The organism is Achromobacter sp. Root565, from assembly GCF_001427425.1.
GTDB classification, from domain to species: domain Bacteria; phylum Pseudomonadota; class Gammaproteobacteria; order Burkholderiales; family Burkholderiaceae_B; genus Achromobacter; species Achromobacter spanius_D.
The window spans coordinates 758,264-781,116 of the sequence record NZ_LMGO01000005.1 but is presented as its reverse complement, the minus strand read 5'-3'; the positions used below and the strand labels follow the sequence as shown (position 1 = coordinate 781,116).

Annotated in this window: 22 protein-coding genes; 14 read left to right on the top strand and 8 right to left on the bottom strand. The window is 63.7% G+C overall.

Going from position 1 to position 22,853, the window contains the following annotated elements; all coding sequences use genetic code 11:
• Positions 1 to 12: 12 nt before the first annotated feature.
• A complete protein-coding gene (recN, locus tag ASD71_RS20195) occupies positions 13 to 1,674 on the bottom strand; it encodes a DNA repair protein RecN (protein WP_056568749.1) in 1,662 nt (553 codons plus the stop codon).
• 13 nt (positions 1,675 to 1,687) lie between these two features.
• Positions 1,688 to 2,587, bottom strand: coding sequence for an NAD kinase (locus tag ASD71_RS20190; protein WP_056568746.1), 900 nt, complete (start codon positions 2,585 to 2,587; stop codon positions 1,688 to 1,690).
• A 141-nt stretch (positions 2,588 to 2,728) separates the two neighbouring features.
• On the opposite strand from ASD71_RS20190, the gene hrcA reads away from it, so the two are divergent.
• The 7 genes from hrcA to dnaJ all read left to right on the top strand — a co-directional run bounded on the left by hrcA (position 2,729) and on the right by dnaJ (position 9,474).
• Positions 2,729 to 3,733 carry a heat-inducible transcriptional repressor HrcA gene (hrcA, locus tag ASD71_RS20185; RefSeq protein ID WP_056568743.1) on the top strand — a complete coding sequence of 335 codons (1,005 nt, stop codon included), beginning with the start codon at positions 2,729 to 2,731 and terminating at the stop codon, positions 3,731 to 3,733.
• A gap of 45 nt (positions 3,734 to 3,778) precedes the next feature.
• Positions 3,779 to 4,894: a ferrochelatase gene (gene hemH / locus ASD71_RS20180; RefSeq protein WP_056568740.1), complete on the top strand. Its 1,116-nt coding sequence runs from the start codon at positions 3,779 to 3,781 to the stop codon at positions 4,892 to 4,894.
• A complete protein-coding gene (locus tag ASD71_RS20175) occupies positions 4,884 to 5,120 on the top strand; it encodes a hypothetical protein (RefSeq protein WP_056568738.1) in 237 nt (78 codons plus the stop codon). The genes hemH and ASD71_RS20175 overlap by 11 nt, the downstream gene beginning before the upstream one ends.
• A gap of 127 nt (positions 5,121 to 5,247) precedes the next feature.
• Complete coding sequence (grpE, locus tag ASD71_RS20170) at positions 5,248 to 5,805, top strand: nucleotide exchange factor GrpE (protein ID WP_056568733.1); 558 nt, start codon at positions 5,248 to 5,250, stop codon at positions 5,803 to 5,805.
• 14 nt (positions 5,806 to 5,819) lie between these two features.
• Entirely contained in the window at positions 5,820 to 6,224 is a 405-nt protein-coding gene (locus ASD71_RS20165; RefSeq protein ID WP_056568729.1) for a thioredoxin family protein, read from the top strand.
• Positions 6,225 to 6,308: 84 nt separating this feature from the next.
• A complete protein-coding gene (dnaK, locus tag ASD71_RS20160; RefSeq protein WP_056568727.1) occupies positions 6,309 to 8,234 on the top strand; it encodes a molecular chaperone DnaK in 1,926 nt (641 codons plus the stop codon).
• A gap of 109 nt (positions 8,235 to 8,343) precedes the next feature.
• Positions 8,344 to 9,474, top strand: coding sequence for a molecular chaperone DnaJ (dnaJ, locus tag ASD71_RS20155; protein WP_056568724.1), 1,131 nt, complete (start codon positions 8,344 to 8,346; stop codon positions 9,472 to 9,474).
• A gap of 129 nt (positions 9,475 to 9,603) precedes the next feature.
• Here the strand turns inward: dnaJ and ASD71_RS27760 are convergent, their stop codons facing one another.
• The 3 genes from ASD71_RS27760 to ASD71_RS20145 form a co-directional block, all read right to left on the bottom strand.
• The gene (locus tag ASD71_RS27760) at positions 9,604 to 9,780 is read right to left on the bottom strand and encodes a DUF4148 domain-containing protein (protein ID WP_082579002.1); all 177 of its coding nucleotides are present in this window, start codon (positions 9,778 to 9,780) and stop codon (positions 9,604 to 9,606) included.
• A 1,203-nt stretch (positions 9,781 to 10,983) separates the two neighbouring features.
• Positions 10,984 to 11,373: a DUF4148 domain-containing protein gene (locus ASD71_RS20150; RefSeq protein WP_056568721.1), complete on the bottom strand. Its 390-nt coding sequence runs from the start codon at positions 11,371 to 11,373 to the stop codon at positions 10,984 to 10,986.
• A 284-nt stretch (positions 11,374 to 11,657) separates the two neighbouring features.
• Entirely contained in the window at positions 11,658 to 14,405 is a 2,748-nt protein-coding gene (locus ASD71_RS20145) for a pitrilysin family protein (protein WP_056568718.1), read from the bottom strand.
• Positions 14,406 to 14,496: 91 nt separating this feature from the next.
• Between ASD71_RS20145 and ASD71_RS20140 the strand changes: the two genes are divergently transcribed.
• The 3 genes from ASD71_RS20140 (at position 14,497) to ASD71_RS20130 (ending at position 16,391) form a co-directional block, all read left to right on the top strand.
• Positions 14,497 to 15,096: a GNAT family N-acetyltransferase gene (locus tag ASD71_RS20140; RefSeq protein ID WP_056569506.1), complete on the top strand. Its 600-nt coding sequence runs from the start codon at positions 14,497 to 14,499 to the stop codon at positions 15,094 to 15,096.
• A 248-nt stretch (positions 15,097 to 15,344) separates the two neighbouring features.
• The gene (locus ASD71_RS20135) at positions 15,345 to 15,725 is read left to right on the top strand and encodes a hypothetical protein (protein WP_056568715.1); all 381 of its coding nucleotides are present in this window, start codon (positions 15,345 to 15,347) and stop codon (positions 15,723 to 15,725) included.
• A 108-nt stretch (positions 15,726 to 15,833) separates the two neighbouring features.
• Positions 15,834 to 16,391: a GNAT family N-acetyltransferase gene (locus tag ASD71_RS20130; RefSeq protein WP_056568710.1), complete on the top strand. Its 558-nt coding sequence runs from the start codon at positions 15,834 to 15,836 to the stop codon at positions 16,389 to 16,391.
• Positions 16,392 to 16,435: 44 nt separating this feature from the next.
• Here ASD71_RS20130 and ASD71_RS20125 read toward each other — a convergent pair whose 3' ends face one another.
• The gene (locus tag ASD71_RS20125; RefSeq protein WP_056568707.1) at positions 16,436 to 17,608 is read right to left on the bottom strand and encodes a VWA domain-containing protein; all 1,173 of its coding nucleotides are present in this window, start codon (positions 17,606 to 17,608) and stop codon (positions 16,436 to 16,438) included.
• 25 nt (positions 17,609 to 17,633) lie between these two features.
• Positions 17,634 to 18,515 carry a MoxR family ATPase gene (locus tag ASD71_RS20120; protein WP_056568704.1) on the bottom strand — a complete coding sequence of 294 codons (882 nt, stop codon included), beginning with the start codon at positions 18,513 to 18,515 and terminating at the stop codon, positions 17,634 to 17,636.
• A 175-nt stretch (positions 18,516 to 18,690) separates the two neighbouring features.
• On the opposite strand from ASD71_RS20120, the gene ASD71_RS20115 reads away from it, so the two are divergent.
• Complete coding sequence (locus ASD71_RS20115) at positions 18,691 to 19,044, top strand: cytochrome c (RefSeq protein WP_056568700.1); 354 nt, start codon at positions 18,691 to 18,693, stop codon at positions 19,042 to 19,044.
• A 12-nt stretch (positions 19,045 to 19,056) separates the two neighbouring features.
• A complete protein-coding gene (locus ASD71_RS20110; RefSeq protein ID WP_056568697.1) occupies positions 19,057 to 19,419 on the top strand; it encodes a cytochrome c in 363 nt (120 codons plus the stop codon).
• 62 nt (positions 19,420 to 19,481) lie between these two features.
• On the opposite strand, the gene ASD71_RS20105 is transcribed toward ASD71_RS20110, so the two are convergent.
• Positions 19,482 to 19,907 (bottom strand): DUF1841 family protein, encoded by a 426-nt coding sequence (locus tag ASD71_RS20105; RefSeq protein WP_056568695.1) that lies wholly within the window; start codon positions 19,905 to 19,907, stop codon positions 19,482 to 19,484.
• Positions 19,908 to 20,112: 205 nt separating this feature from the next.
• On the opposite strand from ASD71_RS20105, the gene icd reads away from it, so the two are divergent.
• Positions 20,113 to 21,369, top strand: a complete 1,257-nt coding sequence (icd, locus tag ASD71_RS20100) for an NADP-dependent isocitrate dehydrogenase (RefSeq protein WP_056568692.1) — start codon at positions 20,113 to 20,115, stop codon at positions 21,367 to 21,369.
• Positions 21,370 to 21,524: 155 nt separating this feature from the next.
• Complete coding sequence (locus ASD71_RS20095; protein WP_056569503.1) at positions 21,525 to 22,796, top strand: O-antigen ligase; 1,272 nt, start codon at positions 21,525 to 21,527, stop codon at positions 22,794 to 22,796.
• Positions 22,797 to 22,853: the final 57 nt, after the last annotated feature.

Sequence of the window (22,853 nt, the reverse complement as noted above, 5' to 3'; positions counted from 1 at the left end):
GTGGCGCCAGACTCAGGACGCGGTCTGCCCGAACCCTTCCAGCATTTCGCGCGCGTGTTCGCGGGTGGTCGCAGTCAGCGTCATGCCGCCCAGCATTCGTGCGATTTCCTCGACGCGGGCTTGGGCGTCCAGCGGTTCGATGCTGGAGCGCGTGGTGCCACGGGATTCGGCCTTGCTGACCAGGAACTGGTTGTTGGCGCAGGCCGCGACCTGGGGCAGGTGAGTGACGCACAGGACCTGATGGCGTTCGCCCAGTTCGCGCAGCAGCTTGCCGACGGATTCGGCGACTGCGCCGCCCACGCCGCTGTCGACTTCGTCGAAGATCAGCGTGGGGACGCGCGCCGCGCGGCTTGCGATGACCGACAGCGCCAGCGAGATGCGGGACAGTTCGCCGCCGGAGGCGACCTTGGCCAGCGGACGCGGGGTGGTGCCGGCGTGCCCGGCCACCAGGAATTCGACCTGTTCGCTGCCGTGCGCGGAAGGCGCGGACGGCGCGAGTGTCGGTTCGAAGCGGCCGCCCTGCATCGCGAGCGTCTGCATGGCCTGCGTGACCTGCTTGCCCAGATCCTTGGCGATCTTGCGGCGCGCGTTCGTGAGCTTGGCGGCGACCGCGTCGTATTGCGCTTGCGCCGTGGTGGCCTGGGCGCGCAGCGCGTCGATGTCGCCGGCGGCCTGCAGGGCCGCCAGCTCCGAATGCAGGGATTCCCGCAATTCGCACAACGCATCGGGTTCGGTGCGGAACTTGCGGGCGGTCTCAAACACCAGCCCAAGACGTGCTTCCACGTCCGCAAGCCGCTTCGGGTCGAGTTCGACCCGGCTGACGTAGTTGTTCAGGTCGGACACAGCCTCGCTGATGGCGATGCGGGCCGATTCCAGTTCGTCATGGACGCCCTTCAAGCCCGGATCGTGCCGCAGCATCTGCTGCAGGCGCTGGTTCGCGGCGGTCAACCGGTGATGCGCCGAGTCGCCTTCGCCGTCCAGCGTTTCAAGAATTTGCGAGGCCCCGTCCAGCAGCGACTGCGAATGCGACAGGCGCGTGTGCTCGGATTGCAGGGCTTCCCATTCGTCCGGTCCGAGGTTGAGCTGGTCGAGCTCATTGACCCGCCATTGCAGGCTTTCGCGTTCCGACGCCAGGCTTTCGGCGTCTTTTTCGGCGGATTCCAATTGGCGCGCCAGGGCGCGCCATTGCTTCCACGCCTGGCCGACGGCGTGACGCAGGTCGCCATGGCCGCCGTGCGCGTCGAGCAGGTCGCGCTGGGCGTCGGGACGCATCAGGCTCTGGTGCGCGTGTTGGCCGTGGATGTCGACAAGGCTGTCGCCAAGTTCGCGCAGTTGCGCCACGGTGGCCGGCGTGCCGTTGATGTAGGCGCGGCTGCGCCCTTGCGCGTCGATGACACGCCGCAGTGAGAGTTCGTCGTCGGCGTCGATCTCGCGTTCGGCCAGCCACGCATGCAGGGCCTTCGGGGTGTCGAATACGGCGGTGATGTCGGCGCGGGCCGCGCCTTCGCGCAACATGCTGGCGTCGCCGCGCTCGCCAAGGGTGAGCGCCAGCGCATCGACCAGGATGGATTTGCCGGCGCCGGTTTCGCCCGAAAAGACGGTGAAGCCGGGACCGAAATGGATTTCGGTCTGTTCGACGATGACGAAGTCGCGGATGTGCAGGGTGCGCAGCATGTCGGGGCGCTAATTACTCTACGTTGTCGGAGGCTTCGGGCATCAGGTTCCAGTGCAGCTTGCGGCGCAGGGTGGAGAAGAAACTGTAGCCTTCGGGATGCACGAATCGGATGGTATAGGGCGCGCGCTGCACGACGATGCGGTCGCCCGGTTGCAGGTCGGACCAAGTCTGCATGTCGAAGTGCACGCTGGCGCCGACTTCGACGCGGCCCATGGCCGTGAGCGTCATGTTGAGCACGCCCGTGTCCGGGATGACGATGGGCCGGTTTGAGAGCGTTTGCGGCGCCACCGGCACCAGCACCATGGCGTTCATGCCCGGATGCAGGATGGGGCCGTTGGCCGACAGCGCGTAGGCGGTGGACCCGGTGGGCGTGGCGATGATCAGGCCGTCGGCGCGCTGGGTGTACATGAACGCGCCGTCCAGTTCGACCCGGACCTCGATCATGCCGCCGCGGCCTGCGCGGTTTAGGACCACGTCGTTCAGCGCCGAAGCGGAGTACATCTTTTGGTCGCCGCGCCACACGCTGCCTTCGAGCAGCATGCGGTCTTCGATCTGGAAGCTGCCCTCGAGCACCCGCGCAAGCGCGGCGTGCGCGTCCTGAAGTGCGATGTCGGTGATGAAACCCAGGCGTCCGTGGTTGATGCCGACCAGCGGCATGCCGTACGGCGCGAGATGACGGCTGGCGCCCAGCACGGTGCCGTCGCCGCCCATGACCACGGCCAGCGAGGCGGTCTTGCCGATTTCCTCGAGCGTGGCGATGGGGTATTCGGTCAGCCCGGTATTGCGCGCCGTGTCCGAGTCGATCAGCACATGCCGGCCCGCTTGCGTCAGCGCGTGCGCAAGTGCTCTCAGCGGTGTGTCCAGGCCGGTGTCCTGGTATCTGCCGATCAGGGCGACGGTGGGAAAGTGCATGGCTGCGTACAAATGAAAAGGGGCAAAACCGCAAAGCTGAATGCGCCCAGGATGGGCCAATTAGCCGATTATATGGGGCCGTATATCGGGTTGCGGGACAAAAATCGCCCCAACCGAAAAAGATTCCCTAAAATAGCCGCTATGGATGACCGCGCACGCGCATTACTGAAAGCGTTGATAGAACGCTACATCGCCGATGGGCAGCCAGTCGGCTCGCGGACGCTATCTAAAGTCTTTGACTTGTCCCCGGCCACCATCCGCAACGTCATGGCGGACCTGGAAGAGCTGGGGCTGATCCATAGTCCGCATACTTCCGCCGGCCGTGTACCCACGCCGCGCGGTTACCGCATGTTCGTCGATTCGCTGCTGGCGGTGCAGTCGTACCAGCTTCAGCCGCACAACATGGGCGAAATGCTGTCCGCCGCCGAACCGACTCGCGCCGTCAACGCGGCTGCGGCGTTGCTGTCGAACCTGACGCAGTTCGCGGGCGTGGTGCTCACGCCCAAGCGGGCCCAGGTGTTCCGCCAGATCGAATTCATCCGCCTGTCCGACAAGCGCGTCCTGCTGATCATCGTGACGCCCGATGGCGACGTCCAGAACCGCATTCTTTTCGTCCAGCGGGATTACGCCGAATCCGAGCTGCTGGAAGCCGGCAACTTCTTCAACATGCACTTCGCCGGCAAGTCCTTCAATGCCGTGCGGCAGACGCTGTCGACCGAGCTGGCGCAGTTGCGCGAAGACATCTCGCGCCTCATGCAGGCCGCCGTCGAGGCCAGCGCCGAGGCCGCCGAAGACGGCGATGCCGTGGTCATTTCCGGCGAGCGCAAGCTGCTGGACGTGACCGACATCGCGTCCGACATGGACCGGCTGCGCAAGATGTTTTCGCTGTTCGAGAAAAAGACCGACCTGCTCCAGTTGCTGGATGTCTCCAGCCGGGCGCAGGGCGTGCAGATCTACATCGGTGGCGATTCGCAACTGGTGCCCCTGGAAGACGTTTCCGTCATCACCGCGCCGTACGGCGTGGACGGCAAGGTGGTGGGCACCCTGGGCGTCATCGGTCCGACCCGCATGGCCTACGAGCGCGTCATACCCATCGTGGACATCACGGCGCGCCTGTTGTCCAACGCCCTCAGCCACAACCAGTAGTCCCATTCAAAGCTACATCCTCCTTGCGGAGGAAGGGGAGTTTTTGTGTTTCTTCGCCTGTTCAAGTATCTCTGGCCTGAGCGCTACCTTCCTGAACCCGAGCAAGAAGACCCCTTCAATGAAGATCCGCCGCCGCGCGTGCCCGGCAAGGTCGGCGTGCTGCTGGTGAACCTGGGCACGCCCGACACGCCGACGGCCAAGGACATCCGCAAGTATCTGGGCGAATTCCTGTCCGACCCGCGCGTCATCGAGATCCCGCGCTACCTCTGGAAGCCCATCCTGCACGGCATGGTGCTCACGCGCCGCCCCAAGCGGCTCGAACCGCGCTATGCCGGCATCTGGATGAAGGAAGGCTCGCCCCTGATGGTCTACAGCCAGCGGCAGACCGACGGCGTGCGCGCCGCCCTGCAGGCGGCCGGGGTGGATGCCGCGGTCGAACTGGGGATGCGCTACGGCAATCCCTCGATCCCGCTCGCCATCTCGAACCTTCGCAAGCAAGGCTGCGAGCGCATTCTGACGGTGCCCCTGTATCCGCAGTACGCCGCCAGCACCACCGCCACGGTCGTGGACGCGGTCACCCGCTACATGGGCAAGCTGCGTGATCAGCCGGAAATGCGCTTCATCAAGCGCTTCCACGACGATCCCGCCTACCTGGACCCGCTTGCCGCGCGCATCGAGCGGTACTGGACCGAACACGGCAAGCCCCAGAAGCTCGTCATGAGCTTTCATGGCCTGCCGCGTTACTCCATCGAGCTGGGCGACCCCTACTACCGCGACTGCATGGAAACGGCCCGGCTTCTGGCGCAGCGGCTTTCGCTGCCCCGCGACCAGATCGAAGTTACCTTCCAAAGCCGGTTTGGCACCGCCCGCTGGCTCGAGCCATACACCGAGCCGACGCTGAAGGCATTAGCCGCCTCGGGTGTCACCGAGGTCGATGTGGTGTGCCCGGGATTTGTGGCAGACTGTCTCGAAACCCTGGAAGAAATCAGCCTGGAATGCCGCGACGCCTTCCTGGAGGCCGGTGGCAAGCAGTTCCGTTACATTCCTGCCATCAACGACGATCCGGCCTGGATCGCGGGATTGTCGGGGCTGGTGGAACGATACTTGCAGGGGTGGGTTCCAGACACCACGGACTTGAAGGAGAAGGCGCATGCACCATGATCCCAAGACTGGCGAGCCGGTCAAGAAGGGCAAAGTCAGCACTCCCGTCGACGAGGATCGCGTCGAACATGACCTGGATGAGGCCCTGGCCGACACGTTTCCGGCGAGCGATCCGGTCGCGATTCCCTCCGATCCGGATGCCGACGACAGGCGCGTGGACCGCGCCCTGAAGGAAAGTTTCCCCGCCAGCGACCCCGTGGCTCCCGCGCAGCCGAGCAAAAAGTAGGCAAACCGCCGCCCGGTGCCCGGCCGTGGCGCCGGGCCTTGGGGAATATTTCGCTTAACCGGGCTTGAATTAGGGGTATTGGCCCCCATTCATGTCTGCGAAAGCCATTCTTTTTGGAGGATTCCCCATGACGGCACCCCACGAGCCTGCTGACCAGGCGCCCGAAGTCGGCCAGAACGCCGATGCGGCACCCGCCGCCCAGGACGCCGCGCAGGCCGAGCTGAACGAGTTGCGCGCCCAATTGGACGCCGCCCAGGCTACCGTCAACGAGCAGCACGACCAGCTTCTGCGTGTGCAAGCCGAAGCCGAAAACGTGCGCCGCCGCGCCCAGGAAGAAGTATCCAAGGCGCGCAAGTTCGGCATCGAATCGTTCGCCGAAAGCCTGGTTCCGGTCAAGGACAGCCTGGAAGCTGCTCTGGCCCAGCCCGATCAGACGGTCGAAACCCTGCGCGAAGGCGTCGAAGTCACCCTCAAGCAGTTGGCCGCCGCCTTCGAGCGCAACCTGCTCAAGGAAATCGCGCCGGCGCAGGGCGACAAGTTCGATCCGCACCAGCACCAGGCCATTTCATCCATTCCCCACGAGCAGCCCGCCAACACGGTGGTGCAACTGCTGCAGAAGGGCTATGTGATCGCCGACCGCACCCTGCGCCCCGCGCTGGTGATCGTTTCGGCCGGCCAGGGCTGAACCGCCTTCCCGCCATGACCGACCCGCGCTTCGACCCGGCCCAGGTATTCCAGGTGTTCGGCATGCGCCATGTCGACACCGCGGGATTCGACGCGGCCGTGGTGCAGGCGCCCGGGGCGGACCTGCGCTGCGTCTTCTTGTGGGGCGAGGATTGCTACAACTGCAACCTGTTCAAGCAGGCGGCGTTGCTGCACCAGGAAACGCTGGTGGGGCTTGGCCTTACGTGGTTCGAGGCCGATGTCTACGCGGACGAACCGCTGGGCCGCCGGTTCTCGTTGCATGGCGTCCCCACTTTTGTGCTGTACCGGTCCGGCAAGCGCCTTGGGCGCATCACCGGCTGGCCCGGATTGCCCCAGTTCACGGCGGCAATCCACCGCCTGCAGGACCCGGGCCCGGAAATTTCCAGCCCGGCGTCTTGAAAAACCCCACGGGCAGCCCCAGTTATGGGGGGACAAGCAGTTTTCCCCAAATTTTCATAGATTTAATAATCAAGGTAACCCACCATGAGCAAGATTATTGGCATTGACCTGGGAACGACCAACAGCTGCGTGGCTGTCATGGACGGCGGGCAGGTCAAGATCATCGAAAACGCGGAAGGTGCTCGCACCACCCCCTCCATCGTTGCGTACATGGATGACGGCGAGACCCTGGTCGGCGCGCCTGCCAAGCGTCAGGCCGTGACCAACCCGCGCAACACGCTGTACGCCGTGAAGCGCCTGATTGGCCGCAAGTTCGAAGAAAAGGCAGTGCAGAAGGACATCAACCTGATGCCCTACGCCATCGTCAAGGCTGACAACGGCGACGCCTGGGTTGAAGTGCGCGGCAAGAAGATGGCGCCTCCCCAAGTGTCGGCCGACGTGCTGCGCAAGATGAAGAAGACCGCCGAGGACTACCTGGGCGAAGAAGTGACCGAGGCCGTCATCACCGTGCCCGCCTACTTCAACGACAGCCAGCGCCAGGCCACCAAGGACGCCGGCCGCATCGCGGGCCTGGAAGTCAAGCGCATCATCAACGAACCCACCGCCGCGGCGCTGGCGTTCGGCCTGGACAAGACTGAAAAGGGCGACCGCAAGATCGCCGTCTATGACCTGGGCGGCGGCACGTTCGACGTGTCCATCATCGAAATCGCTGATGTGGACGGCGAAAAGCAATTCGAAGTGCTGTCGACCAACGGCGACACCTTCCTGGGCGGCGAAGACTTCGACCAGCGCATCATCGACTACATCATTGCCGAGTTCAAGAAAGAACAAGGCGTTGATCTGTCCAAGGACGTGCTGGCCCTGCAACGCCTGAAGGAAGCGGCTGAAAAGGCCAAGATCGAACTGTCGTCCACCCAGCAGACCGAAATCAACCTGCCGTACATCACGGCCGACGCTTCCGGTCCCAAGCACTTGAACCTGAAGGTCACGCGCGCCAAGCTGGAAGCGCTGGTCGAAGAACTGATCGAACGCACGATCGAACCCTGCCGCGTCGCCATCAAGGACGCCGGCGTCAAGGTTTCCGACATCGACGACGTGATCCTGGTCGGCGGCATGACCCGCATGCCCAAGGTTCAGGAAAAGGTGAAGGAATTCTTCGGCAAGGATCCGCGCAAGGACGTGAACCCCGATGAAGCCGTCGCCGCTGGCGCCGCCATCCAGGGCTCCGTGCTGTCGGGCGACCGCAAGGACGTGCTGCTGCTGGACGTCACGCCGTTGTCCCTGGGTATCGAAACCCTGGGCGGCGTCATGACCAAGATGATCCAGAAGAACACCACGATCCCGACCCGGTTCTCGCAGACGTTCTCGACGGCCGACGACAACCAGCCGGCCGTGACGATCAAGGTGTTCCAGGGCGAGCGCGAAATCGCCGCGGGCAACAAGGCTCTGGGCGAGTTCAACCTTGAAGGGATCCCGCCGTCGCCGCGCGGCATGCCGCAGATCGAAGTCACGTTCGACATCGACGCCAACGGCATTCTGCACGTGTCCGCCAAGGACAAGGGCACCGGCAAGGAAAACAAGATCACCATCAAGGCCAACTCGGGTCTGTCGGAAGACGAGATCCAACGCATGGTCAAGGATGCCGAGGCCAACGCCGAGGAAGATCACCGCGTTGCCGAACTGGCCCAATCGCGCAACCAGGCCGACGCGCTGGTGCACGCCACCCGCAAGTCGTTGACCGAGTACGGCGACAAGCTCGAAGCTGCCGAGAAGGAAAGCATCGAGGCCGCCATCAAGGACCTGGAAGACACGCTGAAGGAAGGCGACAAGGCCACGATCGACGCCAAGGTCGAAGCCCTGTCGACGGCGTCGCAAAAGCTCGGCGAAAAGATGTACGCCGACATGCAGGCGCAGCAAGCCGCCGGCCAGCAACAAGCGGCCGACAACGCGAAGCCGGTGGACGACAACGTCGTCGACGCCGACTTCAAGGAAGTCAAGCGCGACCAATAATGGCCGGGCACTGACCTGCCTCTGCCGCCCGGTAGCCGGAGAAATCCGCCTACCGGGCGTACTCATTCTGTAGCACTGAAAAGAAGGCTCGGTTTCGAGCCCACGGATCATGGCAAAACGCGACTATTACGAAATCCTGGGCGTGGCAAAAAACGCCTCGGATGACGATCTCAAGAAGGCCTATCGAAAGCTGGCCATGAAATACCATCCGGACCGCAATCCGGACAGCAAAGAGGCCGAAGAGAAGTTCAAGGAAGCCAAGGAAGCCTACGAGGTCCTGGGCGATGAACAAAAACGCGCCGCGTACGACCGCTACGGTCACGCCGGCGTCGACCCCAACGCCGCCGGCATGGGTGGCGCGGGCATGGGCGGCGGTTTTGCCGACGCGTTCGGCGACATCTTCGGCGAAATCTTCGGCGGCGCCGGTGGTGGCCGTCGCGGCGGCGGGCCCCAGGTCTACCGCGGCGCCGACCTCAAGTACGCGCTGGAAATCACCCTGGAACAAGCGGCCGCCGGTTTCGACACCGAAATCCGCGTCCCCAGCTGGGAAAACTGCGACACCTGCCACGGTTCCGGCGCCAAGCCCGGCACCTCGCCCAAGACCTGCCGCACCTGCGGCGGCTCCGGCGCCGTGCGCATGCAGCAAGGCTTCTTCAGCGTCCAGCAGACCTGCCCCACCTGCCACGGGAACGGCAAGGAAATCACCGATCCGTGCGCGTCCTGCGACGGCGTCGGCCGCATCCGCCGCAACAAGACTCTCCAGGTCAAGATCCCGGCCGGCATCGACGACGGCATGCGCATCCGCTCCAGCGGCAATGGCGAACCGGGCATCAACGGCGGTCCTCCGGGCGACCTGTATGTGGAAATCCACATCAAGCAGCACAAGATCTTCCAGCGCGACGGCGACGACCTGCACTGCGAACTGACCATTCCGTTCACCACGGCGGCATTGGGCGGCGAACTCCAGGTCCCCACGCTAGGCGGCAAGGCCGAGATCTCCATTCCCGAAGGCACCCAATCCGGCAAGACCTTCCGCCTGCGCGGCAAGGGCATCCGAGGCGTGCGCGGCAGCTACCCGGGCGACCTGTACTGCCACGTCGTGGTGGAAACGCCCGTGCGCCTGAGCGACGACCAGAAGAACATCCTGCGCCAGTTCGAGGCTTCGCTGAACGACGGTGGAGATCGCCACTCGCCGCAAAGCAAATCCTGGACGGACCGCGTGAAGGAATTCTTCAGCTGATCAGTCCGCAGATGATTGCGCTGCTGCCAAGCGAAAAAAGCCGCGACGTGAGTCGCGGCTTTTTTTTGCGGAAAAAATGCCGGGCTTGCTAGTGACGGTATTGCAGGATCAAGCAGAACGGCGAACCGCTTAACGGGCGGCCGGCGGATAGTCGATTTCGCCGAAAGTGTATTGGCCGCTGACCTTGGCTTCTTGCAGCTCGGCCGCGACCTGGGAGCGGGACTTGGAATGTTCAACGCCGGCTGCGTGCGCGCCGGCGCCGGCCAGGGCTAGGGAAACAAACAGCGTCGTGGCCAGGATTTTCATGAGTGAGACCTCCAGATTGTTTTAAGTGATACCGAGCCCGGCGGCCTTCTTTCGTGGCCTATCTTTCGAATCTGATGGCCAGATGCAGCACGCCAAAATCTCGGCATAAACCGGCACGGCGCGCTGGTGACGTTTAGTTTGCTAATGGCCCGCCGTCGCGGGGGGAGGGGCGATGATGGCGGCGCGTCGACGGTCAGCGACAACGTGCCGACCCATACGCGCCGCCCATCGGCACGGGAGTTCAAGTGACGATTAACGTCGGCTGGTTCTGAACTTCCCAAGAGCGTCTGCCGCTGCCGGTGTCTGACACCCTAGGTAGACGCACTTGGTATGAAGCGAATCTCACCAGGGTGTCAGACACCTCATTCGGTCTTACGAATTCGAGGGGTATCAGACACCTCATTCGGTCTTACGAATTCGAGGGGTATCAGACACCTCATTCGGTCTTACGAATTCGAGGGGTATCAGACACCTCAATCGGTCTTACGAACTCGAGGGGTGTCAGACATCTCAATCGGTCTTACGTATCTGCCGGTGTCTGACACCCATCGGGAGATGCTCTTGGTATGTCGCGAATCTCACCAGGGTGTCAGACACCTAGTGCAGAAGCAGCCACACGCGAAGCGGCATCGCTACGACGCAAGACAGCGCGTAAGCCCCCAAAGGCCGCCCGCGCGGCCGGCCGGGGGCGGGCACCGCAAGACGCTTCTCTTCCACCTCGCTGTATGCAAGAACCCAAAGAACCCAAGTCGCCCCAACGACCGTGAGGCTAAAACCACCAAAGCCCGGTGTGGCGTGGGCCTGGGGTGGGCGGGGCGTTTAGATGCGCCCGGCGGAAACCGAAGGGAGCCGAAGGCGTACGAGGTTGAGCCCCGGGGGAGTCCGGAGCGAAGGCTCCGGACCGCAATCGGAGCCCCGCCCGCCCCAGGCCCACGCCGCGCCGGGCGCTCAAGAACCCTGCGGCAGCCCACGGACGCCGACGCAAAAAAAAGAGACCGCGACAATCGCCACGGCCTCTTCGCTACTACCACTTCAACTTCAACTGCTGACTTCAACTTCAACTGCTGACTGCAACTTCAACTGCTGACTTCAACTTCAACTTCAACTTCAACTGCTACTGCTACTTCAACCGCCGCTGTGTGCCGAAAATACCGGCCTCAGGCCATGATGCCACCCGAGGCCGGCCGGGCTACAGCAAGCAGCTCACCGGCTGATCGGCGGGTACTCGAGCTCGCCGAACGTGTATTGGCCGCTGGCCTTTGCTTGCGCCAGTTCCTGCTGGACTTCGGCACGCGACTTTGCGCTGCCCGACGTTGCAACGACCGGCGGGTACTGCAGTTCGCCGAACGTGTATTGACCGCTGACCTTGGCTTGTTGCAGCTGAGCTTGCACTTCCTGCGAGCTCAGGCTGGTTTTTTGGGGCAGGGCGGGCGGATAGTCCAGCTCGCCGAACGTGTACTGACCGCTTGCCTTTGCTTCTTGCAATTCCGTCGCCACTTGGTCGCTGCTCTTTGCTTGTTCAACGCCGGCGGCTTGCGCGCCGACACCGGCCAGGGCCAGGGATAGGAAAAGGGTGGTGGCTAGGGTTTTCATGGTGAGACCTCCAATTCGTCTAAAGAGGGACCGAATCCGGCGGCTCTCCGTCGTGGTTCGTTTGCTGTTCCCGATGGACTGAATTGTGCGCGCCTTCCCACCTGGGATAAACCCTTAATCCCTGAAAACATCTTTCCAAATAACCGAGTAATAGATCAGACGTAAAGAATTGGCCCCACCAATGGAATGGTCAAGCCGTTGCTCAAGATCGGTCCAGCTGGATTACCCACCGACTATGCAAAAAAAACCCCTGCCGGAGCAGGGGCTTTCCAAAAGGTGTTACGTCACGGCTTTTTGAAATCCCCCGCCAGCGCCGTGCTGAACGCGTCAGGGCGCACGTACTTGCGCAGCGCGGCGTTCACCGCGTCTGGCGTCAAGGCGGAAATCTTCTTGTCCATTTCCGCAGACCACGCGAACGTGCGGCCGCGCTCCAGGTAGTCAAGCCACGTGCTTGCCAGCACGTCGTCCTGCGCCCGAGCCAGATTCCGGTAGTTCAGCAGGGCCGTGATGCCCTCCGTGATTTCCTTGTCCGAGAAACCGTCCTTCAGCACGCGCGCCAGTTCCTCGTTGATCGCCTTCTCCAGCCGCTCGCGATTCTGCGGCGCATAGATTGCGTAAATGCTCCAGGTTGCGGCCGGCTCGAACGCCGACACCGACAGCGAGCTGCGCACGTTGTACGACAGGCCTTCCGTCTCGCGCACCCGGTTCCACAAGCGTGACGTTTCCGACGCGCCGAACAGGTAATTGGCCAGGTATAGCGCCGCATAATCCGCGTTCGTATCCTGCAGCTTCAGCGGCAGGCGCGACAGGTAGAACGCATTGGCCTTGTCCGGCGTATCGATGTCGAATTGCTTGGCCGGCACCTCGCGGTACGGGTTCGGCACGCGGGTGTAGGCGGGCGCCTTCGTCCAGCCGGCCAGTCCCGTGCGGAGCGACTTTTCCACCGCTGCGGGTTCGAAATCGCCCACCGCCGAGAACTCGATATCGCCCGCGCCGTAGAACTTGGCGTGGAATTTTGCCAGCGCCTCGCGATTCAGGGCGCGCACGCTCGCCAGCGATTCTTCGAACGTCGGCACGTAACGCAGGTCGTCCGCAGGCCACGGATTATCGTGGCGCGCCAGCGCGCGTCCGGCCAGGGCGGAAGGCTCCGTCATCGCGTTCTGGATCGAGGTTTCAAGCTGACGTTGATATTCCTCCACCTGCTCCTTCGGGAAGCTGGCGTTGCGGATGATCTCCAGCGCCAGCGCCGTCAGCTCAGGCAGATTTTCGCCCTTGGTCGACATCGCCACCTTCAGCGTCGTGCCGCCACCGCTGAAGCCAAGTTCAGCTTGCAGCTTGTCCAGACGGTCCTGGATATCCTGGCGCGACAGCTTGTCCGTGCCGCGCAGCAGCAGGTCCGCGGCCGCGCTGGAATTCACGCGCTGGCCCAGCAGGTCCTTCTCGTTGCCGAACTGGATCAGCATCTGCGCCTGCACGCGGCTGCCGCGCGTCGCCTTGGGCAGCAGCGCCAGCTTCACCGGGCCATTGGGCAGGTCAAGCGTCGTGCGTTGCGTCAGCTTGTCGATGTTGGCCGGCGAGGGATCGAACGCCGACGCCGCCTTGAAGTCCGGATCGCCCTTGTAGTCCTTGAACACGGCGGTGAGGTCCACGCGCTCCGTCTGCGGCGCACGCACCGGCTTTTCGGTCGGAATGTAGCGGCCCTCGATGCGGTTGCTCTGCACCAGATACGTCGTCGCGGCCTTTTGCACTTCAGCCAGCGTTGCCTTGCGCGCGCGGTCGCGCTGCAGGAAGAACAGGCGCCAGTCGCCCGCGGCGATCGCCTCGGACAGCGCCACGCCCACCTGCTCCGGATCGCTATACGTCTGTTCCCACGACGTCAGCCACTTGCTGCGCGCACGGTCCAGTTCCTGTTCCGTGAAGGGCTTCTTGCCGAGCGACTCAAGCGTGCCTGTCAGCGCCTTCATCGCCGCGTCCAGGTCCTTGCCCGGCGTCAGTTGCGCGGCGAACATCGCCAGGCCCGGGTCCAGGTTTTCCATCGTGAAGCCGAACACGCCCGAGGCCAGCTTGGTCGGCACCAGGGCATGGTAGAGGCGACCCGACGGCGTGTCCGCCAGGATCGTGGTGGCCAGGTCAAACGGCACAAAATCCGCGCTGGCGCCGGCCGGAATGTGATACATCGCCGCGACCAGCGGCGTGCCGCCGGTGCGGCGCAGCGTCACCGAGCGCTCGCCGTCCTGCGTCGGCTCCACCGTATATTCCGGCGGCAGCTTGCGGTCGGGCTTGGGCAGCTTGCCCAGCGTGGCCTCGATGTCCGCCAGCGTCGTCTGCGGGTCGAACTTGCCCGCCACGATCAGCACGGCATTATCGGGCTGGTAATACTCATGGTAGAAGGCGCGGAGCTGGCCGATGTCCACGTTTTCGACGTCGGAGCGCGCGCCGATCGTGTTCTTGCCGTAGCTGTGCCACTGGTAGGCTGCGGCCTGCATCTTCTGCATCAGGATGCGGAACGGGCTGTTCTCGCCGCTTTCCATCTCGTTGCGGACCACGGTCATTTCCGAGTCCAGGTCTTCCTTGGCGATCAGCGAATTGACCATCGCATCGGCCTGCCAGCCGAGGTACCACTTCAGCGTCTCGGGGTTGGCCGCGAAGCTGGCGAAGTAATTGGTGCGGTCGCTGGACGTCGAGCCGTTGGCCTGCAATCCGCGGCGCGAGAACTCGCCCATCGCGTTGCGGGTGGTCGACGTGCCCTTGAACAGCATGTGCTCCAGCAGGTGCGCCATGCCGGTCTGGCCGTAGTTTTCGTTGCGCGAGCCCACCAGGTAGGTCATGTTGACCGTGGTGGACGGCTTGGATTCGTCGGGTACCAGAAGCACCCGCAGGCCATTGGCCAGTCGGTATTCGGTAATGCCTTCGATCGAGGCGGCCTCCGTGACGCCGGCCGGCAGGCTGGCGGCTCCGGCCTGAAAGGCCAGGAAGGAGGAAAACAGCAGCACGCCTAGCGGGCGCGGCAGCTTCGACAGGGACAAGCGCATGGCGGACTATTCCTTTGGCATGGCAGAATCCGTTGGAGTGTATACGTTGGCAATGGTTCAGGCGGCCCGCCGCCATGCCGAGGAAGCTGATATGTCCCTGACCGTCGAAGTCGAAACGCCTCGCCTCGTGCTGCGCCAATGGCGCGCCGCCGACCGCGAACCTTTCGCCGCCCTTAACGCTGATCCGCACGTGACGCAGTTCCTGTTGCCGATGACGTCCCAGGAAAGCGACGCCCTGGCCGACAGGCTGGCCGCCGGCATTGACGAGCACGGCTGGGGCCTCTGGGCCGTGGAAGTGCCGGGGGTGGCGCCGTTCATTGGTTTCGTCGGCATCAAGCCGCTGGCGCCCGTTCTGCCGTTTGCGCCCGGCGTGGAGATCGGCTGGCGCCTTGCGCATTCCTTCTGGGGACGGGGATACGCCAGCGAAGCGGCTGACGCCGCGTTGCGGGTCGGCTTCGAGCAGGTGGGCGCGGATGAAATCGTCGCCTTCACGGCCACGGGCAACCTGCGATCGCGCGCCGTGATGGACCGTCTGGGCATGGCCGCGGAACCGGAGCCCTTCGATCACCCCACTGTGCCGGCAGGACATCCGCTACGCGCGCATGTGCTGTACCGCCTGGGCCGCGAGGCCTGGCGCCAGCGGCGCGAGGCGGGCGGCGCCGGCGAGGGCGCCCTATTCGCGGCGGCTTGATGCGCCGCCAAGCCGCGCCCGTGTTGATGGTGCAATGCAGCAGTCCAGTTTTCCCAGGGGATTTGAACCACTTCCGGTCGCGGGTGTAAGCTTTTAAGGACGCATTAGCTGTTGCTGACGGGATGCGCGACGGCCGTCTTACCGGCTTCCCGTCCAACGCCAGACGCTGCCTTGACGCGGCGCCGGTGCTTGTCGTTCGCGCCTTCGCCGCCGGCATCCTGCCGGCGCATTCTACGGAGGAACGACCCATGCTGACCGAAATCGTCACGCGTGCCTTGTCCCAACTGACTGGTAGCGCCCTCAAGGGCGATGGCATCAAGGGACAGTTTCAATACGCTTATGCCAGTGATGACGGCCAATACGTGGCCATATTGACCCATGACATGACCACCTATGTGGTGGACCTGAGTACGCAGCGGTATTTCGCGGAGTGCGGTGGATCGCCTCGCGGATTTGCCGGCCATGTGCTTGAAATGGAGGGCGCCACCGCGCGCTCCCATCCGTGGCCCGCCGCGCAAGATTTGTTCGACCTGGACATGGACGCCGACGAATTGTCTTGGCGGCAGTGCCCCGGTTTGCGCCACATGAGTACGGGCGCGCATCGATCTGTGGAGAGCCGCGCCGCCTGAGAGTGGCCAGAAGCGGCAACGTTTCACTGAACCGGCGTCTTCGCCGGTTTTTTTTCGCCCGTTTCTTGCCGGTAGGCGGCGCGGGCCGCGGTCGCTAAAATTCCGGCCATGAAAACGCCCGCCGAACTCCACGCCCCGCAGGGCGCCACGCTGGTCGACTGCACGCACGAGCGCCACGCCGACCAGATTCTGGCCATCTTCAATGACGCCATCGCGACGTCCACCGCGCTGTACGACTACAAGCCGCGGCCGCGCGAGGCCATGGACGGATGGTTCAAGGCCAAGCAACAGGGCGGGTTTCCCGTCGTTGGGCTGGAAAATGCGGATGGCGAATTGATGGCGTTTGCCAGCTACGGCACGTTTCGCGCGTTTCCCGCCTTCAAGTATTCCGTCGAGCATTCCGTGTACGTAGACGGGCGCTTTCGCGGCCGCGGCCTGGGCGAAGCGATGATGGCCATCCTGATCGAGCGTGCGCGCGCCGGGGGCGTGCACGTGATGGTCGGCGGTATCGACGCCTCGAACCAGGGCAGCATCCGCCTGCATGAAAAGCTGGGGTTTGTGCGCGCTGGCACGATCCGCCAGGCCGGCTTCAAATTCGGACGATGGCTCGATCTGGCGTTCTATCAATTGACGCTGGAGACGCCGGAAAATCCGGTCGACGGCTAAGAACGCCAACCGCGGCGGCAGTATCGCCGCCGCACCTGCGGTGTCTACTTCGACAGCACCCGCATCGCCTGCTCCAGGCCGGCAACCGTGACGGGATACATGCGGTCCTGCATGATGTCGCGCATCAGCGCAATGGACTGGCGGTACTGCCAGGAAGCCGTGGGCTCGGGATTCAGCCACACCGATTTGGGCCAGGCGTCCAGGAGCCGGCGCATCCACTCGGCGCCCGGTTCCTTGTTGTAGTGCTCGACGGAACCCCCGGGCTGCAGGATCTCGTATGGGCTCATCGTGGCGTCGCCGACAATGATCAGGCGCCAGTCGGGGTTGTACTTGCGCAGCACGTCCCAGGTGTCGAAGCGCTCGTTCTGGCGGCGGCGGTTGCTTTGCCACAGGCTTTCGTACGGGCAGTTGTGGAAGTAATAGACCTCGAGATTGCGGAATTCGCTGCGGGCCGCCGAGAACAGTTCCTCGACCCGGCCGATGTGGTCGTCCATGCTGCCGCCCACGTCCAGCAGCATCAGCACCTTCACCGTGTTGTGGCGCTCCGGGATCATGCGCAGGTCCAGATGGCCCGCGTTGCGCGCCGTGCTGGCGATGGTGTCGTCCAGATCCAGTTCCAGTTCGGCGCCCTGGCGCGCAAAGCGGCGCAGGCGGCGCAGGGCCACCTTGAAATTGCGCGTGCCCAGTTCGACCTGGTCGTCGTAGTCCTTGAACTGGCGCATGTCCCAGACCTTGACCGCCGTGCGGTTGCCGGCCGATGCGCCGCCGACGCGGATGCCTTCGGGGTGATAGCCGCCGTTGCCGAAGGGCGACGTGCCGCCCGTTCCGATCCACTTGCTGCCGCCCGCGTGGCGTTCCTTCTGCTCGTCCAGGCGCTCCTTGAAGAGCTCCATCAGCTTGTCCCAGCCGTGCTTTTCAATGGCGGCCTTTTCTTCGGGCGACAGGCTTTTCTCGAACTGCTTGATCAGCCAGTCGAGCGGAATGTCCTTGCCCGCGGGCAGCGCGGCTTCGATGCCGCGGTAATACGCGCCGAAGGCCTTGTCGTAGCGGTCGTAGAGAGACTCGTCCTTGACGAGCGTGGCGCGCGCCAGGAAGTAGAACTCGTCCAGCGTGGGCGACATCAGGTCCTGGCGCAGGGCGTCGACCAGCGTCAGGTATTCCTTGACCGAGACGGGCAGCTTGTGCGCCCGGAGGTGATAGAAGAAGTCGATCAGCATGTGCGGGCCGCCCGTGGATGCCGGATCAGCGGCGTTGGCCGCCGCGCGTCATGGCCGCCAGGCGTTCGAGCAGATGCACGTCCTGCTCGTTCTTGAGCAGCGCGCCGGCCATCAGCGGCACGGCGGTGGCCGTGTGCGCGTCGATCTGCGCGGCCGTGACGTCTTCGGCCAGCAAGAGGCGCAGCCAATCCAGCAGTTCGGACGTGGACGGCTTTTTCTTCAGTCCAGGCGCATCTCGCAGCGAGAAGAACGTGTCCAGCGCGGCGCGCAGCACGTCCTGCTTCAAGTCGGGATAGTGGACAGCCACGATGTCGCGCATCGTCTCGCGGTCCGGAAAGCGGATGTAGTGAAAGAAGCAGCGGCGCAGGAACGCGTCGGGCAGGTCCTTCTCGTTGTTGGACGTGATGATGACGAGCGGACGGTGGCGCGCGGCGATGGTCTCGCGCGTTTCGTACACATGGAACTCCATGCGGTCCAGCTCGCGCAGCAGGTCATTGGGGAATTCGATGTCGGCCTTGTCGATCTCGTCGATCAGCAGCACCACCGGCTCGTGCGATTGGAACGCTTGCCACAGCGTGCCCTGCACGATGTAGTTGCGGATGTCGCGGACCTTCTCGTCGCCAAGCTGCGAATCGCGCAGGCGCGACACGGCGTCGTATTCGTACAGGCCCTGATGCGCCTTGGTGGTGGACTTGATGTGCCATTGCATCAGCGGCCGTCCCAGCGCGCGGGCCACTTCCTCGGCCAGCATCGTCTTGCCGGTGCCGGGTTCTCCCTTGATCAGCAGCGGGCGCTGCAAGGTGAGGGCGGCGTTCACGGCGAGCTTGAGGTCATCGGTGGCGACGTAGCTGTCGGTGCCATCGAAGCGGACTGGCTTGGCGGATGAGGCGGTCTGGGCTGCGGACATGGTCTGATGGCTTCTGTGGTTTGATTGGGATCAACACTAACGCAAGGTATTAATCCTGAGCAATTATCGTACAATCAGGCGGTTTTGCTTTGGGTTCCACCCGCAACGTGTTTGCAGAGGGCCTTTTCGTGTGAGCAGGCCCTAGTCCTTAGCCATACCAAGAAGAGTCATTCCAATGAAGTTGCGAACCTCTCTGAAGTACACGGTTTCCGTGTTGGCCACGATGGCGTCCTGTGCGATCGCCGGCCAGGCTGTTGCTGCAGACGCAGCGCCGGTCGGTAATGTCCAGAATGCCCGAGACAAGGTTTCGATGTGCATCGGTTGCCATGGCATCCCAGGCTACAAGGCATCGTTTCCCGAGCTTTACCATGTTCCGATGATCGCTGGCCAAAACGCCAAGTACATCGAAACCGCCCTCAACGAGTACAAGAAAGGCGCGCGCAGCCATCCCACGATGGACGCCGTTGCCGGCAGCCTGTCCGATCAGGACATTGCCGACTTGGCCGCGTACTACTCGAATCTCAAATAAGGGGGCAAGACCATGAACCGCACCATGCTTGCCCTTGCGGGCGCGACCCTGGCTATCTGGGGCTCTGCCGCCTCGGCGCAGGACCTGTCGGCCGGCAAGGCCGTCTTCGAAAAATTCAATTGCGCCTCGTGCCACGGCGCCGACGCCAAGACGGCCGTGGATCCCGCGTATCCGACGCTGGCCGGGCAGCACGCCGACTACCTGGCACATGCGCTGAAGGCCTACAAGCGGGGCGCCTCCGGCAGCGCAGCCACGGCCAACGTGCGCAAGAACCCGATCATGGGCGCCTTCGCCACGCAGCTGTCCGACCAGGACATTGCCAACGTATCGGCTTGGCTGGCCACGCTGCCCAGCGATCTGGGCGTGCGCCGCTAGAACGCAACGGCTTCGGCTGGAGTGAATGAAAAACCCTCGCTAGCGAGGGTTTTTTTGTTGGGTCAGAGGCTGGCGCGGCGGCGGATCAGGTCGATGTAGGTGTCGCTGTCCAGCGGCGTGCCCAGGCGCTGCGCTTCCCAGACCACCTGGCCCAGGCATTCCATGATTTCGTGCGCGGCGTGGTGCGCATCCGAGCGCGCCGTGAGCTGCTGGTAGGCCAGGCGGATGCCGGGCGGATGGTCGATTGACAGCTGTTCCGCGATGGCCAGATGCATGGACAGGTGCAGGAACGGATTGGTGCGGCCTTTTTCCACCGCGTATTCAGCCGTCATGGCGTCGGGGCTTTCGAGGTCCGCGTGGTATTCGGGATGCTCGATGATCCAGTCCAGCGCGATCGCCTCCAGCGGGGTCAGGACCTCGTTGGCGCGATGCTTGCGCCAGGTTTCGATAAAGAATTCGCGGACTTGGTCGCGGGAGGGATTGAACATTCGGGAGGGGGCCAAAAGCAGGATGTAGTCGCATTATTTTACCGCCCCATGCGGACCGCCGGTTTCGCCCGGCGCTTTGCGATATAGAATGGGTTGCTATCCGCCATCCGGTGTGCGGTTCGCAGGAGGCGGTGTAACCCGCGGAATCGGACGCTGTCCGATCCTGGCGCGTGCAGAAAAACCACCCGGAGCAAATGGAGCATTCATGTCCTACCAACATATCAAGGTTCCCGCCGGCGGCCAGAAAATTGCGGTCAACGCCGATTTCTCGCTGAATGTGCCTGACCAGCCCATCATCCCCTTCATCGAAGGCGACGGCACGGGCGCCGACATCACCCCCGTCATGATCAAGGTCGTCGACGCGGCGGTGCAGAAGGCCTACGGCGGCAAGCGCAAGATCCATTGGATGGAAGTCTATGCCGGCGAAAAGGCCACCAAGGTCTACGGTCCTGACGTGTGGCTGCCCGACGAAACCCTGGAAGTCGTCAAAGACTACGTGGTTTCCATCAAGGGCCCGCTGACCACGCCGGTCGGCGGCGGCATCCGGTCGCTGAACGTGGCGCTGCGCCAGCAGCTCGACCTGTACGTCTGCCTGCGCCCCGTGGCGTATTTCAAGGGTGTGCCGTCCCCGGTGCGCGAACCCGAAAAGACCAACATGGTGATCTTCCGCGAGAACTCGGAAGACATCTACGCCGGTATCGAATACATGGCCGAAAGCGAGCAGGCCAAGGAACTGATCCAGTTCCTGCAGACCAAGCTCGGCGTCAAGAAGATCCGTTTCCCGAACACCTCGTCCATCGGCATCAAGCCCGTGTCGCGCGAAGGCACCGAGCGCCTGGTGCGCAAGGCGGCGCAGTACGTCATCGACAACGACCGCACGTCGCTGACGCTGGTGCACAAGGGCAACATCATGAAGTTCACCGAAGGCGGCTTCCGCGATTGGGGCTATGAGCTTCTGCAGAAGGAATTCGGCGCGCAGTTGATCGACGGCGGCCCGTGGTGCAAGTTCAAGAATCCCAAGACGGGCCGCGAGATCATCGTCAAGGACGTGATCGCCGACGCGTTCCTGCAGCAAATCCTGCTGCGCCCCGCCGAATACGACGTCATTGCCACCCTGAACCTGAACGGCGACTACATCTCCGACGCGCTGGCCGCGCAGGTGGGCGGCATCGGCATCGCCCCGGGCGCCAACATGTCCGATTCCGTGGCCATGTTCGAAGCCACGCACGGCACGGCGCCCAAGTACGCCGGCAAGGACTACGTGAACCCCGGTTCCGAAATCCTGTCGGCCGAAATGATGCTGCGCCACATGGGCTGGACCGAAGCCGCGGACCTGATCATCTCCAGCATGGAAAAGTCGATCCAGTCCAAGAAGGTCACGTACGACTTTGCCCGCCTGCTCGAAGGCGCGACGCAGGTGTCGTGCTCGGGCTTTGGCCAGGTGATGATCGAAAACATGTAAACCGCGGCCAGGGCCCTTCGCAAGGCTGTCCGCCGCGCGACAGGGCCTGATCCCGGGCTTTCGCCAAACCCGCCCGCCGTCATGGCGGGCGGGTTTTATCTAATCACCGGCACGTTGCGCAGTGCGCGTGCCTTGTTCTTTTCAGGTTGATTGTTGTGCCCCGACTGTATGTAACCCTGGCCGCCTGGCTGGTGCTGCTCATGCCCGCGCTGGCGCTGACCAGCCCTGTAGGCGGTCCCGCTGTTCTTTACCTGAGTGCATTGATCGCCCTTGCCGCGATCACCATGAATGCAATCAAGCGCTACGAGCCCATGGATTTCCGCGCCCTCTGGCCCATGGCACTGGCGCTTCTGTCGCCGCTGGCCTGTCTGCTGATCACGTCCGCCGTGAAGGGGATGTGGAGCAGTTCCGAACTTGAAAAACTGCTGCGGTTCGCGCTGGCGCTGCCGGTGCTGTGGCTGCTGCTGCGCGCGCCGCAGCGGCTGCTTCGCCATATCGAATGGACCATCCTGGCCGGTGCGCTGGTGGGCTCGCTCCTGTTGATCTTCACCATGGTCTCGGGCGGCCGTGGCGCGGTGGTCGAAGTGGGCGGACGCTATAACGCGGTGGCTTTTGCCAACATGGTGCTGCTGTTCGGCGGCATGACGCTGCTGTCGCTGGGTTGGGGGCCGGGGTCGCGCTGGCCGCGCCTGGAGACCGCGCTGAAGCTGCTGGCCGCGGCGCTGGCCGTGTGCGCGACCTGGATGTCCGAAACCCGCAGCAGCTGGATGCTGCTGCCCATTCTGGGATTCGTCTTCCTGCTGGGCCTGCGCAACTGGCGGCGGCGCCACAAGGTGTACTGTGCGCTGGCCGTATGCGTGGCGCTGGTCGCCAGCGCGGCTGCCATCTGGACGTTCAGCAGCCGCATGCAGCAGATCACTCACGACGTTCAGGGGTTTTCCACATCGGCCAACCGCGACACGTCGTTCGGCATCCGGCTGCAGCTGTGGCATGCCTCGATTCTGATGTTCGAAAAGAGCCCCATCGTGGGCATCGGCCCCAGCAAGTTTCGCGAAGAGCTTCGCTTGCTTCAGGGGCAGGGCATCGTGACGCAGGAAGTCGTGGATGGATTCGGCGAGCCGCACAACGATCTGCTGGCCGCCCTGGCCGGGTACGGCTTGCTCGGGCTGTTGAGCATGCTGGCGCTGTATCTGGTGCCGGCCGCCATGTTCTTCCGGCGCCTGGCCAGTGACGACCGGGTGATCCGCGTGGGCGCGCAGATGGGGCTGTTGTTCTGCCTGAGCTACTGCGCCTTCAGCATGACCGAGATGATGTTCCGCAACATGCGCAGCGTGCCCACGTACGCGCTGATCGTGGTGGCGTTGATTGCGCTGACGACGGCGCGGCCGGCGCGCGAACCCCTGCCCGCATCACGGTCCGTGGCGTAGCGCCTCGCGGGCTGCGTCCCGCGCAATCGGGCTCCAAGAAGAACGCAAGGTGCACGC

What these genes read in the sequence shown, in the direction of transcription:
- recN (WP_056568749.1), bottom strand. Translation starts at nt 1,674, where the DNA reads ATGCTGCGCACCCTGCACATCCGCGACTTCGTCATCGTCGAACAGACC.
- ASD71_RS20190 (WP_056568746.1), bottom strand. Translation starts at nt 2,587, where the DNA reads ATGCACTTTCCCACCGTCGCCCTGATCGGCAGATACCAGGACACCGGC.
- hrcA (WP_056568743.1), top strand. Translation starts at nt 2,729, where the DNA reads ATGGATGACCGCGCACGCGCATTACTGAAAGCGTTGATAGAACGCTAC.
- ASD71_RS20175 (WP_056568738.1), top strand. Translation starts at nt 4,884, where the DNA reads ATGCACCATGATCCCAAGACTGGCGAGCCGGTCAAGAAGGGCAAAGTC.
- grpE (WP_056568733.1), top strand. Translation starts at nt 5,248, where the DNA reads ATGACGGCACCCCACGAGCCTGCTGACCAGGCGCCCGAAGTCGGCCAG.
- ASD71_RS20165 (WP_056568729.1), top strand. Translation starts at nt 5,820, where the DNA reads ATGACCGACCCGCGCTTCGACCCGGCCCAGGTATTCCAGGTGTTCGGC.
- dnaK (WP_056568727.1), top strand. Translation starts at nt 6,309, where the DNA reads ATGAGCAAGATTATTGGCATTGACCTGGGAACGACCAACAGCTGCGTG.
- dnaJ (WP_056568724.1), top strand. Translation starts at nt 8,344, where the DNA reads ATGGCAAAACGCGACTATTACGAAATCCTGGGCGTGGCAAAAAACGCC.
- ASD71_RS27760 (WP_082579002.1), bottom strand. Translation starts at nt 9,780, where the DNA reads ATGAAAATCCTGGCCACGACGCTGTTTGTTTCCCTAGCCCTGGCCGGC.
- ASD71_RS20150 (WP_056568721.1), bottom strand. Translation starts at nt 11,373, where the DNA reads ATGAAAACCCTAGCCACCACCCTTTTCCTATCCCTGGCCCTGGCCGGT.
- ASD71_RS20145 (WP_056568718.1), bottom strand. Translation starts at nt 14,405, where the DNA reads ATGCGCTTGTCCCTGTCGAAGCTGCCGCGCCCGCTAGGCGTGCTGCTG.
- ASD71_RS20140 (WP_056569506.1), top strand. Translation starts at nt 14,497, where the DNA reads ATGTCCCTGACCGTCGAAGTCGAAACGCCTCGCCTCGTGCTGCGCCAA.
- ASD71_RS20135 (WP_056568715.1), top strand. Translation starts at nt 15,345, where the DNA reads ATGCTGACCGAAATCGTCACGCGTGCCTTGTCCCAACTGACTGGTAGC.
- ASD71_RS20130 (WP_056568710.1), top strand. Translation starts at nt 15,834, where the DNA reads ATGAAAACGCCCGCCGAACTCCACGCCCCGCAGGGCGCCACGCTGGTC.
- ASD71_RS20125 (WP_056568707.1), bottom strand. Translation starts at nt 17,608, where the DNA reads ATGCTGATCGACTTCTTCTATCACCTCCGGGCGCACAAGCTGCCCGTC.
- ASD71_RS20120 (WP_056568704.1), bottom strand. Translation starts at nt 18,515, where the DNA reads ATGTCCGCAGCCCAGACCGCCTCATCCGCCAAGCCAGTCCGCTTCGAT.
- ASD71_RS20115 (WP_056568700.1), top strand. Translation starts at nt 18,691, where the DNA reads ATGAAGTTGCGAACCTCTCTGAAGTACACGGTTTCCGTGTTGGCCACG.
- ASD71_RS20110 (WP_056568697.1), top strand. Translation starts at nt 19,057, where the DNA reads ATGAACCGCACCATGCTTGCCCTTGCGGGCGCGACCCTGGCTATCTGG.
- ASD71_RS20105 (WP_056568695.1), bottom strand. Translation starts at nt 19,907, where the DNA reads ATGTTCAATCCCTCCCGCGACCAAGTCCGCGAATTCTTTATCGAAACC.
- icd (WP_056568692.1), top strand. Translation starts at nt 20,113, where the DNA reads ATGTCCTACCAACATATCAAGGTTCCCGCCGGCGGCCAGAAAATTGCG.